Below are 15,952 nucleotides of genomic sequence, written 5' to 3'. Positions count from 1 at the left end.
GGATTACTTCTTTTTACGTTTTTTCTTGACTTTAGAATTGTTTCCTGCTGATTTTACAACTTTTGAACTTTTGCCTGTAGATTTCTGTAAAAGATTTTGACTACAATGGCTGAATGTCAATGGCTCAAGCAGTGGATCTTTATGAACTGGCCTGGTCATCACACCAAAATAGATGAGAAAACCGAGGCCAAATGTGAATAAGATCATGCTTGCCATAAAAAATGGCGGTCTGTATTTGAGTGTAATGACATGATTTCCGGATGTAACATACAATCCTGTCATGCCATTATCGATCAATGATGTTTCTTGTCGTTTACCATCCACGTAAGCCTTCCACCCCGTGTCAAAAGGAATAGAGAATGTCAACATCGAAGGTTGGCTTAACGCAATGTTTCCCTTAATCCTACTTTGTTTAAAAGAGGTGATATTAAGTGCAGTGGATTGGTATTTATTACTGATACTACTAAATGAAATAGAATTGCTGATTCTCGATGGATCCTTGCGAATCAGGTCAGGATAGCGATTGACATCCTCGTCGGGAATCACTGCATAGTTATAGAGCGCATTTAGTTTCTTAAAATACGCACCAAGACCAGCAAATTCACTTTCCGTAATGTAATCTGATACTGGAAAACCTAAGGGAACAAAGTGCCTGTTTTTATGAACATTGAGTCCTTTTAGTTGACCAACGTTATCATAATATTGACTGAGCATATCCACGTTCCTTCCGGGTTGTGCTATCATATATTTGATCTGAAAATAAGGATGGAGTTCTGGTACCCGGTATACCCCTTCCAACCACCTGCTGACATGTTCATTACCGGGCTGAATCATATCTAAGGCAATAAAAAAGTTGACGTAGTTTTCATTATTGTGCGAGCGATAGGATTTGGTATCAAAAAAACCTTGAGCCTGAGAATCATTGAGTCCTGTTTTGTAGGATCCAAAATTTTTCTCTATTCTATAAAAACCATCCTCGATCGAATGGATATACTTGATAGACTCTAAAGCATAATCCTGATATAATTCACGATTATTCCAACGATCACTGGCAATGGAGCTCCTATTATTGAGGGCAGGAAAAGACAGAATGACACCTTCTGTAATGACAACCAAAAGCAGGGTATATTGTAAAATCTTTTTTCTGGAGGAGAATTGGTGAATCGTAAGCAATACCGTTTCTAATATCAGAAATACCAAAACCGTATTTCTAATAGAATTCACCGGTACGATATTGGCTGAAATCAATTGGTGTGAAAAAAGTATTCCAATCAATAGTGCTGCACTTGCATACAAAAGATAGAGATTAAGGCGATACCCTTTGATCATACGGTCTATGACCATAACGCTTAGCCAAAGTAAGGTGAAAGGAATAAAGAAAGAGAGCGCACCCTTATAGTAATTTCCCATAAACAAATAAAAAGCATACCTGAAATAAGGGAATACCAAAATCAAAGTCCAAAACAGCAAAACAGATCCAACGACGATTTTCTGTTTTCGATCAATAAATCTGAATATTTGTGGAACCAACAGCAGTGTTATCAGACCACAATAAAACAAAGGGGCCTCCAGGTAATTATTGAAACCTCTGAAACCATCGCCAGTACCCAACAGGTCGTTTGAAAAGAATCTATAAATGGTGGTAGCGTAGTGTTCGGCAATGTTTGTTTCGAAAATAGGAGTGGCTGACAAATCTTCAACGTAAGATTCCGTTCCTCCCACCCTGGGACTATAAATAAATTTATAGACTACTGCTGCTAGAAAAGGTGCTCCGAGCAATACTCCGGTAAGAAGTGGCTTCCAGACATTGGTCAAACCGGTTTGAAATGAATTAAGATTCAAGTTTTTGGACATTGCCATTCTGATCACCAGATAAATGATGGTAAACTCAATGACAAAAAATAGGGGCGGGCCAATTAAGAACAAGGCGGCAATTGGTAGTAACCACCATCTTCTTCTCACTATCCATAATTCTAAGCCCCAAAGGAATAGCAACATATACATGATATTTGTCGAATGGCCATACCAAGACGAACCGACCACAACATATCCCATGAAACTGGTCAGACTGGCACCGAAGCTTGCAGCCTTACTGCTTAATCCCTGCAACTTAAAGATATGATAGGAGGCGATCATTATGACCGCCACTTTTAAAAATTGGACAAAGCCAATGCCGTATGCGAGGTATTGATTGCCTAATATCACATAAACCCAAGTGAATGGGCTGAGTAAACTTTCTGAGAATGAACTTTGTCCTGCACCTTTGGCAAATGAAAAGAAAGGGATACCCTCTTCTCTGATGAGTCTGACATAGTCCATAAGCGATGGATAGAACAAAGTCAGGGTGTCAGTGCCAATGTCTTCGAAAATAAATAAATGTGAAAGGCTTAAATACTTGAAGAAAATGATGATTAAACCTAATACAATCAGTGCGAAAGCAAGATATTGGGTGTGTTTAAATTTTGAAAAGTTCATTTCAGTCTAATGATACTTAATACGATATATATAAGAAATTCTGAATATGAAAGTAATCAATAATTACCATTTATAATACAGTAGGTTCTAATTCTCAGAAAAGTCATAGTTTAGCTGCTTAAATGAACAAAAGCATTAAACTCCTCTATCTGCTGGGTCATAGCCGCTCTGGATCAACGGTTATCAGCATGCACCTGGGGCTCCAACCAGCCATCTTTTATGCGGGTGAAATCAAAAAGTTCAATCTCTCATTTCATGAAAGAACCTGTACCTGTGGGAAAGCAGCAATTGACTGCCCTTTTTGGGGTCAAATTATTTCAGATCACAGTGCATATTTTGCTGAACCCATAGAAAAAGACATAGGCATTCAATTATTTTATAAGAACATTAAGCCATTTTTCTCGAGACCTACTTCTATCAAAAAAGAGGAGGAATCCATCTTTTTGAAAGACTTATACGCAATTGCTTTAAAAAACTTTCCTCAAACTGAATTCATACTGGACAGTTCCAAAAGCTTAAGCCGACTACACTTATACCGCTCCATGCCGAATATTCAAGTCACCACAATTTATATGGAAAGGGATCTAAGAGCCAACATTGCCTCTTTTGTGAAAAGAGGTAAAGGTGTTCTATCCAGTTACCTGAGATTAAAGATCAATAAGTGGGTGATGTTTCAATATCTGAAGCGACATAAGATCCAATTCTTGTCCATTAGCTTAGAAGAATTTCTAGAACACCCTCAAGGCACGCTGACTTCCATACTAGAATTTGTAGGGGTGGCCGAAAGCAAAAGTGAATTGAAGCAAACTGATCAATTACACTTGATTTCAGGGAATCGAAAAACGAGGTTCGGCAGCACTTCTTCTAATTTTAAAGTGAACAAAAAAGTTAATGAGCAAGACCCCTTCACAAATCGGCAGAAAATCATCTTAGGATGGCTGGGACTTTAGCTCAACGACCTTTTCCCAGGTGAAATGATCTGGGACAGAACTGTTAAAAACTTCTGTATTCATTTGCAGGTGTTTCTGCTTAAAAGAGCTGAAAAGTATACTCTCAGCAATATCTAAATCTTTCATGAACCATAGGGCCAACTCTACCTCAGATACACCTAAATGCTCCGTAAGACTTGATTTCTGCATCTCAGAAATTTGATTGCGATCGCCGAATTTCCCCCCAGTCATCTTTTGATTATAAGAGGTAAGTAATCCTCGATCAAAAGGACTTCTGGCAATGATTTTAATGCCCTTGCCTTTTATTTTTTTTAAGTACTCATGGGTTTCAAAATTGTAATTGGTATAATTTATAGGCAATTGCAGAATGTCAATGTTTTCAAACGAAGCCAAATCCTTAATTTCTGCGATTGATCCCAACGAAAGACCAGTAAGCTTCGCTTTTCCCTTTTCTTTGTATTCACCTAGTAGTGCATTGTGTTTGGTACTTTGTAACACGTCCAGGGTAGGATTATGTAAATAATAAAGGTCTACAAACTCTGTCTGCAATCTGTGGAGGCTCCTATCTAGTATACTTGTCAGATATTGAGGATCAAAATTGAATCTCTTTTTATGTTTCTTTAAGCTTTTATTAAATTTAATGATGGGTCTGATAAGGCCATACATGGGGTTGAGAAATCTTACAGCAGAAGCCTTTTTTGAAATTAAAGTTCCTCCTTTGGTGGAAATGACCACTTGATCCCGTTTGTCATTGATGAATTCACCTAGAAGTTCTTCAGAATGCCCATAAGTATAGTTAGATGCTGTATCAAAAAAATTAATACCACTTTGATAGGCCTGGTTAAGGATCTCCGAACTGATATTGGTGGTGTCTTCTTTTACCGCTTTGCCAAGTCTTGAACAACCAAACTGAAGTCTTGAAACCTTAATGCCCTCATCTAAATTTATATACTCCATGTCAATTTGTATTGTTGATTTTCAATTTTGGCTCAATTTCAAAGAAATTTAAAACAGCGGGGTAAATTTGTAAATCATGCACCATATCGCCTTCCCTCTTAAATAATCCTTGCATCATTTCATCCGCTACAAATATACCTTTGTCCGTATGGGCGCCGGTTCTTTTGTCCTCTTTGACTTTCACTGTCCCAATTTTTGGGCTTTCGACGCTTATGATGGGTTTTTCTTTATTCCAAAGGATAAGTAAATCGGCCAATTCATTGGAATTCTGACCATTGAACTGATCTTTAACCTTGATCACCTTTTCTATTGCTTTGGTGTCAGTTTGATTGATGGTCAATTGGTTCATATCTTCAATAATAGATTGGCACAAGGTGTCGTATTCTTTTGGATCTACAATTCCATGGGGTTCTCGCCCTCTTAAGTTGATTCTAATCGCTCCGGAAACATCATTGGGTACTGGAAAAGCTCGTGATTTTTTCCACTCGTTTGTAGAATAGGTAAGCTTTCTGGTGATTTTATACCATAGTTTCTTGGGTGCTTTAGCTTTTAACCATTGAACCAAGCCCATTGGAATTTTTTTCTCAAGTTCTTGTACGACATTAAAACTATTGCGCCCTAAATTTTTATCATCATTCACTTCACCGTGCATGTATCCTAATCTTTTTAGAACCTGATCAAGGACTGACATGGGTGCCTGGCTTCTGTCCATGCCGTTATTAGAGATGATCAGTTGGTTGCTTTCTGTACGATCGGCAAGTGTTGCTAAACCACGATCTGTAATGATTAACAATTCTTGCATAATGTTGCCGACTTCTTGACGTAACTCAGGATCATGATCTGGGTGATCTTCATCTATAATGTGCCAAAAGAGATGGCCCGCAAGATGCATTTCATTAATGGCCATCACAAATAACTGCCAGTCAGCTTGTTGATCCATTAAGTAGTGAGCGATTTCAAATCGCTTCTTCAAGCCTATGACATGTTGATTTTTAAGCCACTTCCAGGAATTTAGGTCCTTCATTGGACGATGATAAAATTCCTGTAATGGATGTTTCCCAAATTTTGAATGTATTTCCTTTTTTAGGTCTTTGGGAAAGGAGGGTGAATACCATGGAGCTTCCTCACCCCAACTATTGAGAACCAGGCCATTAAACTGACGAACGGCCGGTGCTTTGGGAAGGTCTATTGCGATGGTAGGTATTCCTGATTTAGAGGCCACCTGCCAAAATCCTTTAAATGGAATATCCTCAGCCTGTTTTTTGACAATATTGTAAGTCCCGGACTCTAATTGTCGGTGCGAAAACATGATGCCATGCTCACCGGGATGGGTGCCTGTATGTATGGATGGCCATGTTGAACCACTGGAAACATAGCTGTGAGTCTGTAGAACGGCTTGACTGCCTTTCTGCATGAGTTTTGACAAGAATGGAAGCTTACCTCCGTCCAAGAGAGGTTGGATGATGTCCCAGTTCACTCCATCCAGAGAGATTATACTCAGTCTTTTCATCTAGGCTGCATAATTATAGACAACAATTTAGCTAAATTTGTAATATGAGGCTTGCTTACATCTATCAAGAAGGAACAAATATAAAGAAAGCTAATATATATCAATCTTATTCGATGGTGAAAGCTTTTGGGCAAAGAATCAAGGTAGACTGGTATCGGGGCTATTCAAAGATGAAATGGGATCATCCTCAATCCAATGTAAATCAAATCAGAGTGATCAATCCTGGATTGCAAAAATTTGAAAAGTGGTCAAGACTCATTTTTTGTTTCAATGTATGCATACTACTTCATCTACGCCCTCCTACTTCAATTTTTACGAGAGATTTTGCATTCATATACTTTTATAGCAAAATCCCTCAATGGGCGAGGGTTAAGGCTCCCATTATTTTTGAATCTCATAAGATTTATTCTGAAGTTTCTGATAAAGTCACGCCAATACAGGAAAGCAAGGCCTATAGCGTTGTCCATAATTTTGTGGCAGTTTCAGAAGGTATAAAAGAGGATTTACAGCATTATTTTGATGTAGAAGAAAACCGGATCGCTGTTCTACCCAATGGAATAGATACCTATCCCCTTGATGCAATGAAACAGCGGAATCCTGGAGAAATAAATTACGTTTATGCCGGTAGTTATGGTACCTGGAAGGGCGTCGATGTGATCGTAGCTGCAGCGAAAATACTGCAATCTTTTCCTGTACATCATGCCTTAAAAATACATATCTATATCATAGGTGTTTCAAGCAATGACTTAAATACTCACCGGCTTGATAACATCACCGTTATTCCCTCTTTGGACAAAAAGGATCTTTACAAATTCTATGCAAAAATGGATGTTGGTTTGGTCCCTACTTTAAATAGAATGGAAGGCACTAAATACACTTCTCCGATTAAACTTTTCGAATACGCTTATGCAGGCTTAGAGATTCTAGCTTCGGATATACCATCAATCAGAGAATTAGAAAGCAAAGGGCTCCACATCAATTTCTTTAATGTGGGAGATCCACAATCTTTGGCGGAGCAAATGGCAACATTGCCCACTAAGAAGGAAGATGCCATCAAAAATAATCAAAATCTGGTCCACAATTATACATGGCAAAATCGTGCTGATCAGATTTTTACGGCTTTGCAAGCTTAATGGTTGCGCAATGCGTCGATCAGCTCTGACTTACTCATTTTCGACCGGCCTTCAATGCCTATTTGCTTGGCTTGCTCATACAATTCTTCCTTGGTCCGCTCTTCATATTTTGAAGCTTTCCCTCCCTTTTTACCTGCATTTGTAGAATTGGCAATTCTGGCAGCTTTTTCCTTACTGTAGCCTTCATCTCTTAAAGCTTCGTACTGATCTTCATTTTTTATGCTTGGTCTGTCCATATTTCTTCTTTTAAAAGTCCGTAATGGTCTGATTTAAACTTTTTTTGTAATTGGCAATCGCCTCGCTTCTAATTGAAACTATAAAATCTTTGCTGAGTTGCTGTTTGTAAACGACTGTTACATCGTCCACCACCCATATGTTGTGAGAATGCGATGGATCCATGACCGTATCGTAATCCAAGCCCAATCTATTTTTTAATATGGCGCCCATTTCTTCATTCTCAGACTCATTACCGGACATCACAATCTTAAAGAATCCTGCATCCTTATGAAAAAAGTAATAGATCTCCTTGAGTTCTACGGTACCTAATTGATGTGAATCTGTTGGTGAAGCATAAATTTCTATTTTGCCATTGGTTTCTTGTTTGCTAAGGTCCATCATTTCATCAGCTTTTTCAAAGCTGGTTCCCCATTTCATATCTCTGAAACCCTCTATTGGATCTTGCGCATTTATGAAAGCCGCGCTTGCCATAACCAGGATTAAAAGTGTCGTATATTTTATTAAAAACTTCATTTTTACAAATTTTTTATTATTAATGATCGCGTAACGCTTCGATCAATTCTTCTTTATTCATCGTTGATCGTCCCTCTATTTCATTTTCTTTTGCTAATTCGTACAATTCTTCTTTCGTCCGGTTCTCATAGTTGATGGTACTTTTTGCTGGTGCAGGTTCTGCCACCTCTTCGCTTCTGTAATCGCGCAAAGCTTGAATAAGCTCTTCCTTGTTCATGGTAGACCGTCCTTGAATATCATAATCCTTGGCCAGTTCGTATAATTCCTCTTTGGTCCTGCTTTCATAATTGGATGAATAATCCTTTGCTTCAGTATTTTTTGAATGATTGGTCTCAGCTTTTAAGGCATCAACCAGCTCTTCTTTATTCATCGTTGATCGTCCATCAATGCCTATTTCTTTCGCTTGATTGTACAACTCCTCTTTGGTTCTGTTTTCATATTTAGTTGATGGTTTGTCCTTTTTAAAAAACCACCCAATAAGAGGTATGTGTTTTAGAATTCTTTTCATTATTGCTTTCTTTTTTGAAAGATAGATTTTTAGATTTTTGTTCGTCCATCCAGGCGATTGGTGGCATATTTTGTTAATTTCGAATTCATCTCATAACAGTACTAATTTTATCAGGATGCGATCTTTCTTGCTTTCTTTTATAATGGTTGCCAGCTCATTGTTGCTTCAATCTCAAACTTATCCATTTCAAAATATCGAGCTAAGTGACGATGAGCGGTTGGACAATTTGATCTCTTTGATGACCTTGGAGGAGAAGATCGATCATATGCATTATAGACCGCCTGGGATTCCAAGACTGGGAGTGAAAAAAACCAGAATTGTAGAAGGACTACATGGACTTGCGCTGAGCGGACCTGCAAACTGGGCTGTTAAAGGAGAGGGGGCAGCACCTACTACTACATTTCCACAGGCTATTGGATTAGCTCAGATGTGGGATCCGGAACTTCATCGCAAGCTGGCTGAATGGGAAGCCTATGAAACACGATATGTTACCCAGAACGAAAACTATTTGAGTGGCGGTCTTATTATGCTTGCTCCCAATGCCGACCTGGGACGGGACATCAGGTGGGGTCGAACGGAGGAGTGCTATGGAGAGGACCCTTATCTGGTCAGTAGACTGACCGTAGCATATGTTCAGGGTCTTCAAGGCAATGATCCTCGATATTGGACAGTAGCTTCGTTGATGAAGCATTTTTTAGCTAACAGCAATGAAAATAATAGGTACTTTAATTCTTCTGATTTTGGTGAAAGACTATTTCGGGAATATTATGCTTATCCTTTTTACAAAGGGATAACCGAAGGGGGATCAAGGGCCTTTATGGCTGCCTATAATTCCTATAATGGAGTGCCTTGTACCGTTCATCCTATGCTCGAAGAGATTGCAGTGAAGGAATGGAATCAGAATGGAATTATATGTACAGATGGTGGAGCTTTTAAGCGACTTGTTACAGATCATCATTATTATGAAAATTTAGCCGAAGCGGCAGCCGGTTGTATCAAAGCTGGAATCACCATGTTTTTGGACGACTACAAAACTCATCTTCGGGAAGCCCTTGAAAAAGGCTTGATTACAGAAGCGGAAATAGATAAAAAAGTGAGAGGAACACTTCGTGTGATGTTGAAAATCGGTTTACTTGACGACTCTGATCAAAATCCTTATAGCAAAATTGGTATTGAGGATACCATCAGGCCTTGGAACCAGCCTGAAGCCAAAGCGCTAACTTTAGAAGCCACTAAAAAGTCAATCGTCCTTCTGAAAAATGACGGGGTTTTGCCTCTGGATAAAAAGACGCTGAAAAAAGTTGCGGTCATAGGACCCAGTGCTGATTTGGTTCTATCAGACTGGTATGCCGGTACGCCGCCCTATGCTATATCTATCAAGGAAGGAATAGAAAAAGCGTTGGGTGAACAGATTGAGGTCTTATTTGCTGCCAGTAATAAAGCGGATTCAGCTTTGATCGCTGCTACTCAAGCAGATTATGCTATTGTATGCGTGGGAAATCACCCCACAAGCTATGGCCTGGGTTGGGGACAAAATCACGTAGCCAGTGATGGCCGTGAGGAAGTCGATAGAGAAGCCATTTCATTAGAACAGGAAGACCTGGTGAAGTTGGTGTTTGAGGCTAATCCTAATACTATTTTGGTGCTTGTTTCTAGCTTTCCCTATGCTATTAATTGGTCGGCAGAACGTGTTTCCGGGATTATACACGTAACGCAGTCCAGTCAAGAAATGGGCACTGCTATTGCTGATGTAATTTTTGGAGGGTATAGTCCTGCTGGCAGATTGGTGCAAACCTGGTCAAAATCGATTTCAGATCTGGGTCGAATTTTGGAATATGACATTACTAAAGGAAAAACTTATTTATACGATAAGAATGAGCCGTTATTTGCATTTGGTCATGGTCTTTCTTATTCTAAATTTGATTACCTGGAGGCGGATTTATCAAGTGCCTCCATTGGCGATGGGGAAAAGGTAAAGGTCAATGTTAGAGTACGTAATATAGGCGATTACGATAGTGATGAAGTGGTGCAATTGTATGTAAGCTTCCCGGAATCTGAGGTCGTACGTCCCATCAAAGCACTGAAGGCATTCAATCGAGTCCATATTAAATCCGGAGAAACCAAATCGGTGGAGTTACAGCTCGATTCTGAAGAACTAAAATATTGGCACGAAGCATCCCAGAAATATGTTTTGGAAGAAGGACCGATACAGCTACACATGGGTGCTGCTTCTAACGATATACGTTTAAAACAGGAATTGCAAGTGAAATGAAACTACCAGTTTCCATATGTAGTATATTTACATATAATGTGCGCTGTTCCTGAAGTTCAAACTATTTAGGATGCTAATTTCTTAAAAAGTTTGAAGCATTGTTCTTCCAGCACTCCACCTGTAATGACACAATCATTGTGATAATGCTCATTTAAGCGTTGGGCAGAAACCATAATCTGGCCATGAAATTGCTTGACCACGGTGATAGAAATGCCAAACTTTACTTTTTTAATACCACACCAAAGAATGGCACCCATACACATAGGGCAAGGCTCAGCAGTAGAATACAGGATCAGATCTTCTTCGTCATTATAAATTAATTGATTCAACTTTCTCAGCGCATTCATTTCAGCATGTTCCGTTTTATCGCCGGATGAGGTGGTGTTAGCACAAACTATTTTCTCGCCATTTCTGACATTCACCACCAGAGCCCCATAAGGAGTATTGTTTTCCAGGGCACAGGAAATGGCGGCTTGCATTAAATCTTGGTCGCTTATTCTGTGATTAGTCATTGTAAATTTCGTAGTCTCCTCTGTTAAATGGTTGAGCACCGTCTTTACTCTTTCGCTCCAGATATTCATCTACCTTTTCATCAGAATTGTTTTCCTCATGGGATTCTATTTTACCGATGTTGTAAGAAGTGTCGTTGACGATTTTAGATTGGAAATGCGTTTTCTTCTTTCTTTTTCTTAAGATAAAAAGCAAAATGATGCCCACTATCGTGATGGCCAAAATTCCCAAAACAACTTGTGCAAGAAATGTACTGATCATAATATTTGATTGATATAGCTATTTCACCTTATTAACAAATGAAAGCGTTTGTTCAAAATCATCAATGATTTTAAGGCAACCACAGCAATTTTAGTTCTTTTTTAACTTGGTATTCAGGTAGCTCATATCCGTCATTACCTTCTCATTAATCTGATTCAAAGATTGTTCAACAGACTCATAAATCGCTTTTTCTTTTGCCTCTCTTTCTCCATATCCATAGTACATGCCAATGAAGGCTTTCTGTCTCCCTTTGCCCCTGTAAGTGCCCAATATGTTCTGATCCTTGTCCAGAATTTCCAAAGTCATATCTAATTCAACGTGATATCTGCCAGCTGGAAGGCCCAACAATGTGGTGCTGCCCACAGACAAGATGGCCAGGACCGAAAACAATGACATCGTATTTCTTACTTTAAGATGATTGATCCTCATGACGGCATAACCGCTCTTTTCAGATTTAGCGTTTGTGAGTTGATCCAGTATATAAGATGTGAATTGCCTTTCCACGATGTGTATGTTCGAGGCAGAACCCAGGGAGCGTGAATAAGTATTATAGTAGTCTGGATTTTGATTGCCGTAAAAAATTTCCTGGTCTGTGATCACAGATAATTGGGGGAGCCGGCTTAACGGTGCATTGACCTCATAACTGTCAATGTAAGAATAAGATCTGCATCCCGAAATTCCTAATATAATCACTGTCGCACAAAACCAATATTTCATTGTGATGTATTTACAACCAATTTAGGATCAAAGAGAGAGAAAGTAAATTTCAAAACCGCATTTTAATGAAACCTTAACGATACTTGGACATCATAATATTCTATCCAACATGTAGGTGATCATTTTTACCGTTTCATTTTTCGAATCCGTTGATCTTGACTGAGTATCAGTGAGGCTGGGGAGATGATCCAGATAGTATTCGCTGTCCAGGGATTGCTCAATGATATTGGTGGCCAAAGCCCGCGGATATTTAAAGTCGCAGTCTATCTCCCGGATGATTTCAGAAAGTGTTTTGACAATTTTTTTATAATTAATATAAAACCCTTCTTTATTTAAAGTGTCTACTTTCTTAGTGTGATAAACTTTTGCAGCATTTTCGACGACAATATTGTGTAGTTTGTTTTGGTCAATATAAGATGGAGTGGTGGATTCATTAAGAGAATTTACAAGAGTTTCAACACTTCGGATGAGTTTTTTCTTTGGTTCTTTGATATTTCGAATGTCCATGAGTAAGGTAAAATGCATGATGTCCCAATACCACGCTACTAAGTATGCCAATAGCATGTATTTGTTTTCAAAGTACCTATATAATGATGCTTCTGTAGACTTCATGTGATGGGCCAACTTTTTGAAATTGAGATCTTCAAATCCTATTTCGTCCAAAAGCAAAATGGCGTGCTCTATGATGCGCTTGCCAAGGTCAGTCTCTAAGGGATCCCTGAGATAAATATTCTCATTGATATCGACGGTAATGTTTACTTGTGGCATAAAAGTTTTAATTTTACGTGTAATAGTAAAACTATTATCTGTAATAGTTGTTTAGTTAAAAGTACGAAAAATTAATTATTTTACTATGGAAGCCTTCACTCCTTTAACTCCATTGCGCAGACTCCAGCGTTTATTGGCCGTAGATCGCAAGGAAATCACACAGGTTTACATCTATGCCCTGCTCAATGGACTGGTCAATCTTTCACTTCCGATAGGCATCCAGGCTATTATCAATCTTATTCAGGGAGGTGAAATGTCTACCGCTTGGGGAGTTTTAGTAGCCTTTGTGTTAGTAGGGATTACATTGACCGGAATCTTTCAATTGATGCAGCTTCGTATAGTAGAAAACATTGCTCAGAAAATTTTCACCAGAGCATCTTTTGAATTTGCATACAGGATCCCCAGAATTAAGTACAGTGAGTTGTACAAGTATTATGCACCAGAACTGGCCAACCGATTTTTTGATACCATCACGATCCAGAAAGGTTTGCCTAAAATTTTGATAGATTTTTCCTTGGCCTCATTTCAGATCATAGTGGGTTTGATCGTTCTCAGTATGTATCATTCGTTCTTCATCATATTTGGAGTGGTGCTGATCGGGTTGGTTTATGCCATCTTGTTGATCAGTGGTCCCAAGGGATTACGAACCAGTCTGGAAGAGTCCAAATACAAATATGGAGTTGCTCATTGGTTAGAGGAGGTTGCCAGAACAAAGCTTTCTTTTAAACTTATTGAAAACCAGGAGATCGCTATGATCAAAACGGACAAGGAAGTTTCCAGCTATCTGACTTCGAGAGAAAGTCATTTCAGGGTTTTGATCAATCAATTTTTTAATTTGATTGGATTTAAAGTTCTGGTGGCTGCCGGCCTCTTGGTTATTGGAAGTATACTTGTTTTTAGGCAAGAAATGAATATTGGTCAGTTTGTAGCAGCAGAAATCATCATCATCATTATTATTAACAGCGTTGAAAAATTAATCAAGTCATTGGATTCCATTTATGATGTATTGACAGCACTTGAAAAGATTGGTGCGGTAACAGACATGGAATTGGACAAAGAAGAAGGTTTGACCTTTAGTGAAAACTTCGAAACCATCAGTACATCACTTGAAAATGTTAGTTTTTCTTTTTCAGATTCTCCGAAACTGATTTTAAAAGATCTGAATTTGAAGGTGAAAGGAGGGGAGTCGATTACCATTATGGGTTCCGCAGGATCAGGGAAGTCTACATTAATTTCATTATTGGCTGGAATTAACGAGCCCACCGATGGCGTAATTAGGTACAATGATCTCTCCATGCAATCCTTAAATTTTGTATCACTAAGGAAGCACATTGGCTTTTCATTGAGTAATAATCAGGTCTTTTTAGGTACGTTGCTTGAAAATATAGCAATGGGAAGGGATGATGTCAAAACAGAGGATGTAATCAATGCCATTGAATTGGTGCAGTTGGAAAATTTTATTTCAACATTACCTGAAGGTTTAAACACGAAATTAGATCCGGATGGGAAAAGGATTCCCCGGTCTGCTGCTAACAAGATCTTGTTGGCAAGAGCATTGGCTGCGAAACCCAAATTGTTGATTTTAGAGGATCCATTAGACCATGTACCCTTCGTCGAAAAAGAAGTGATTATGCAAAAATTGACGGATAAGAATGCGCCCTGGAGCATTATTGTGACCACTGTCGATGATGCCTGGTCCAGATACATTAGCAGAAAAATCACCTTGAACAACGGTAGAATTATTGGAGACGAAACTAAAGATGCTTAGCTATGTTGAACATTAGCCTTAAGAGAGTAAACGACGATGTAGAAACCCATAGATATGGATCCTTTAGAATGCTGGAGCAAAAATCGGTTTCCAGAGCACTGATCATCGTTATGTTATGTGCTTTGCTGATTAGCATTTGCGCATTATTTCTCCCCTGGACCCAAAATATCAGATCTAAAGGATATGTCACCACACTCAATCCTGACGATCGACCACAGACCATTCAAAATGTCATCGGTGGTCGAATAGATCAGTGGTATGTAGTAGAAGGCCAGTCAGTCAATGCAGGTGATACCATCATCAGAATTTCTGAAGTCAAGGAAGAGTATCTCGATCCGGAAATACTGAATAGAACGCAGGATCAGATTACAGCAAAGTCCGGCGCTTCTAAAGCTTATCTTGAGAAAGCCAGAAATCTCGAACAACAATTAGAGGCATTGAGAATGGGTCTTCAAAACAAACTGGACCAAAACGACATTAAAACTGCCCAGGTCAAATTAATGATCCAAAGTGACAGCATAGAGTTGGTAGCAGCTCGTACCAAATACGAAATTGCCCAGAACCAACTGCGCAGGCAGGAACAGCTGTATGAAGAAGGTTTGAAATCCTTAACAGATTTGGAAGCAAAGCGATTTGCAGCACAGGAAGCCAACGCTAAGGTCATTTCACTTCAGAACAAGTTATCGACACATCTGAATGAACTTGAAAATCTGAGAACCAATGCACTAAGTATTCGAAATGATTACAATGACAAAATGGCCAAATCCAGGTCAGAAAGAATGTCCGCACTTTCGGCTGCTTATGATGCTGATGCCACTATGAATAAGCTACAATCCAATTACAATGCCTATGAAGTTAGACAGAAAAACTATTTCATCACTTCGCCTATAGATGGTATTGTGACCAGGGCCATTAAAACGGGAATCGGAGAACTGGTCAGTGCTGGTTCGGAAATCGTAAGCATCATTCCTGCAAACTACCAAAGAGGTGTAGAAATGTACGTAGAAGCCATGGATGTTCCTTTGCTGGATAGAGGACAAGAAGTTAGAATTCAGTTTGACGGTTGGCCAGCCATTGTATTTAGTGGATGGCCCAATAACAGCTATGGAACCTTCGGGGGGACAGTCTTTGCTATTGACAACTTTATAAGCCCTAATGGTAAATATCGGGTCTTAGTGGCTCCCGATCCAACAGCGGAAGATTGGCCGGAAGAGGTAAGAATTGGTGGAGGAGCAAATGTGATTATTCTATTAAAGAATGTTTCGGTAGGGTATGAACTATGGAGGCAATTGAATGGATTTCCGCCGGATTACTATAAAGATGAACAGCAGGAATCCGTCAAAACAAAAGCACCTTTGAGAAAAATTAAATAG

15 protein-coding genes and 1 pseudogene are annotated in these 15,952 nt (G+C 39.1%); 5 read left to right on the top strand and 11 right to left on the bottom strand.

The window, feature by feature from the left end:
• Positions 1 to 3 precede the first annotated feature (3 nt).
• Positions 4 to 2,475: a YfhO family protein gene (locus L2567_RS08945; protein WP_235297418.1), complete on the bottom strand. Its 2,472-nt coding sequence runs from the start codon at positions 2,473 to 2,475 to the stop codon at positions 4 to 6.
• Positions 2,476 to 2,597: 122 nt separating this feature from the next.
• Between L2567_RS08945 and L2567_RS08940 the strand changes: the two genes are divergently transcribed.
• Positions 2,598 to 3,425, top strand: coding sequence for a hypothetical protein (locus L2567_RS08940; protein ID WP_235297417.1), 828 nt, complete (start codon positions 2,598 to 2,600; stop codon positions 3,423 to 3,425).
• On the opposite strand, the gene L2567_RS08935 is transcribed toward L2567_RS08940, so the two are convergent.
• A complete protein-coding gene (locus tag L2567_RS08935; RefSeq protein WP_235297416.1) occupies positions 3,405 to 4,382 on the bottom strand; it encodes an aldo/keto reductase in 978 nt (325 codons plus the stop codon). The genes L2567_RS08940 and L2567_RS08935 overlap by 21 nt on opposite strands.
• A gap of 1 nt (position 4,383) precedes the next feature.
• The gene (locus L2567_RS08930; protein WP_235297415.1) at positions 4,384 to 5,892 is read right to left on the bottom strand and encodes an alkaline phosphatase family protein; all 1,509 of its coding nucleotides are present in this window, start codon (positions 5,890 to 5,892) and stop codon (positions 4,384 to 4,386) included.
• 44 nt (positions 5,893 to 5,936) lie between these two features.
• Between L2567_RS08930 and L2567_RS08925 the strand changes: the two genes are divergently transcribed.
• Positions 5,937 to 7,025: a glycosyltransferase gene (locus L2567_RS08925; protein ID WP_235297414.1), complete on the top strand. Its 1,089-nt coding sequence runs from the start codon at positions 5,937 to 5,939 to the stop codon at positions 7,023 to 7,025.
• Here the strand turns inward: L2567_RS08925 and L2567_RS08920 are convergent.
• From L2567_RS08920 to L2567_RS21280, 4 genes and pseudogenes are all read right to left on the bottom strand, one after another.
• Positions 7,022 to 7,261: a DUF7218 family protein gene (locus L2567_RS08920; protein WP_235297413.1), complete on the bottom strand. Its 240-nt coding sequence runs from the start codon at positions 7,259 to 7,261 to the stop codon at positions 7,022 to 7,024. The genes L2567_RS08925 and L2567_RS08920 overlap by 4 nt on opposite strands.
• A gap of 10 nt (positions 7,262 to 7,271) precedes the next feature.
• Positions 7,272 to 7,775 carry a hypothetical protein gene (locus L2567_RS08915; protein ID WP_235297412.1) on the bottom strand — a complete coding sequence of 168 codons (504 nt, stop codon included), beginning with the start codon at positions 7,773 to 7,775 and terminating at the stop codon, positions 7,272 to 7,274.
• A gap of 19 nt (positions 7,776 to 7,794) precedes the next feature.
• On the bottom strand, positions 7,795 to 8,130 hold the full coding sequence (locus L2567_RS08910) for a Rho termination factor N-terminal domain-containing protein (RefSeq protein WP_406626679.1): 336 nt from the start codon (positions 8,128 to 8,130) through the stop codon (positions 7,795 to 7,797).
• A pseudogene (locus L2567_RS21280) lies at positions 8,113 to 8,223 on the bottom strand (Rho termination factor N-terminal domain-containing protein); the annotation flags it as partial. The pseudogene L2567_RS21280 and the gene L2567_RS08910, both read right to left, overlap by 18 nt.
• Positions 8,224 to 8,398: 175 nt before the next feature.
• Between L2567_RS21280 and L2567_RS08905 the strand changes: the two are divergent.
• Positions 8,399 to 10,555 carry a glycoside hydrolase family 3 C-terminal domain-containing protein gene (locus L2567_RS08905; RefSeq protein WP_235297410.1) on the top strand — a complete coding sequence of 719 codons (2,157 nt, stop codon included), beginning with the start codon at positions 8,399 to 8,401 and terminating at the stop codon, positions 10,553 to 10,555.
• A 65-nt stretch (positions 10,556 to 10,620) separates the two neighbouring features.
• On the opposite strand, the gene L2567_RS08900 is transcribed toward L2567_RS08905, so the two are convergent.
• The 4 genes from L2567_RS08900 to L2567_RS08885 form a co-directional block, all read right to left on the bottom strand.
• On the bottom strand, positions 10,621 to 11,067 hold the full coding sequence (locus L2567_RS08900; RefSeq protein ID WP_235297409.1) for a nucleoside deaminase: 447 nt from the start codon (positions 11,065 to 11,067) through the stop codon (positions 10,621 to 10,623).
• Positions 11,060 to 11,326 (bottom strand): EGFR-like transmembrane domain-containing protein, encoded by a 267-nt coding sequence (locus L2567_RS08895; RefSeq protein ID WP_235297408.1) that lies wholly within the window; start codon positions 11,324 to 11,326, stop codon positions 11,060 to 11,062. The genes L2567_RS08900 and L2567_RS08895 overlap by 8 nt, the downstream gene beginning before the upstream one ends.
• A gap of 90 nt (positions 11,327 to 11,416) precedes the next feature.
• A complete protein-coding gene (locus L2567_RS08890; protein WP_235297407.1) occupies positions 11,417 to 12,043 on the bottom strand; it encodes a hypothetical protein in 627 nt (208 codons plus the stop codon).
• 90 nt (positions 12,044 to 12,133) lie between these two features.
• Entirely contained in the window at positions 12,134 to 12,811 is a 678-nt protein-coding gene (locus tag L2567_RS08885) for a TetR/AcrR family transcriptional regulator (protein ID WP_235297406.1), read from the bottom strand.
• 85 nt (positions 12,812 to 12,896) lie between these two features.
• Here L2567_RS08885 and L2567_RS08880 point away from each other — a divergent pair, with 85 nt between their 5' ends.
• Complete coding sequence (locus tag L2567_RS08880) at positions 12,897 to 14,579, top strand: peptidase domain-containing ABC transporter (RefSeq protein WP_235297405.1); 1,683 nt, start codon at positions 12,897 to 12,899, stop codon at positions 14,577 to 14,579.
• A gap of 2 nt (positions 14,580 to 14,581) precedes the next feature.
• Positions 14,582 to 15,952 carry an HlyD family secretion protein gene (locus tag L2567_RS08875; protein WP_235297404.1) on the top strand — a complete coding sequence of 457 codons (1,371 nt, stop codon included), beginning with the start codon at positions 14,582 to 14,584 and terminating at the stop codon, positions 15,950 to 15,952.

The sequence above is a fragment of the Portibacter marinus genome (assembly GCF_021533195.1).
In the GTDB taxonomy this organism is placed as follows: domain Bacteria; phylum Bacteroidota; class Bacteroidia; order Chitinophagales; family Saprospiraceae; genus Portibacter; species Portibacter marinus.
Note: the sequence above shows the minus strand (reverse complement) of the source record. Positions and strands in the feature narration are given on the sequence as shown.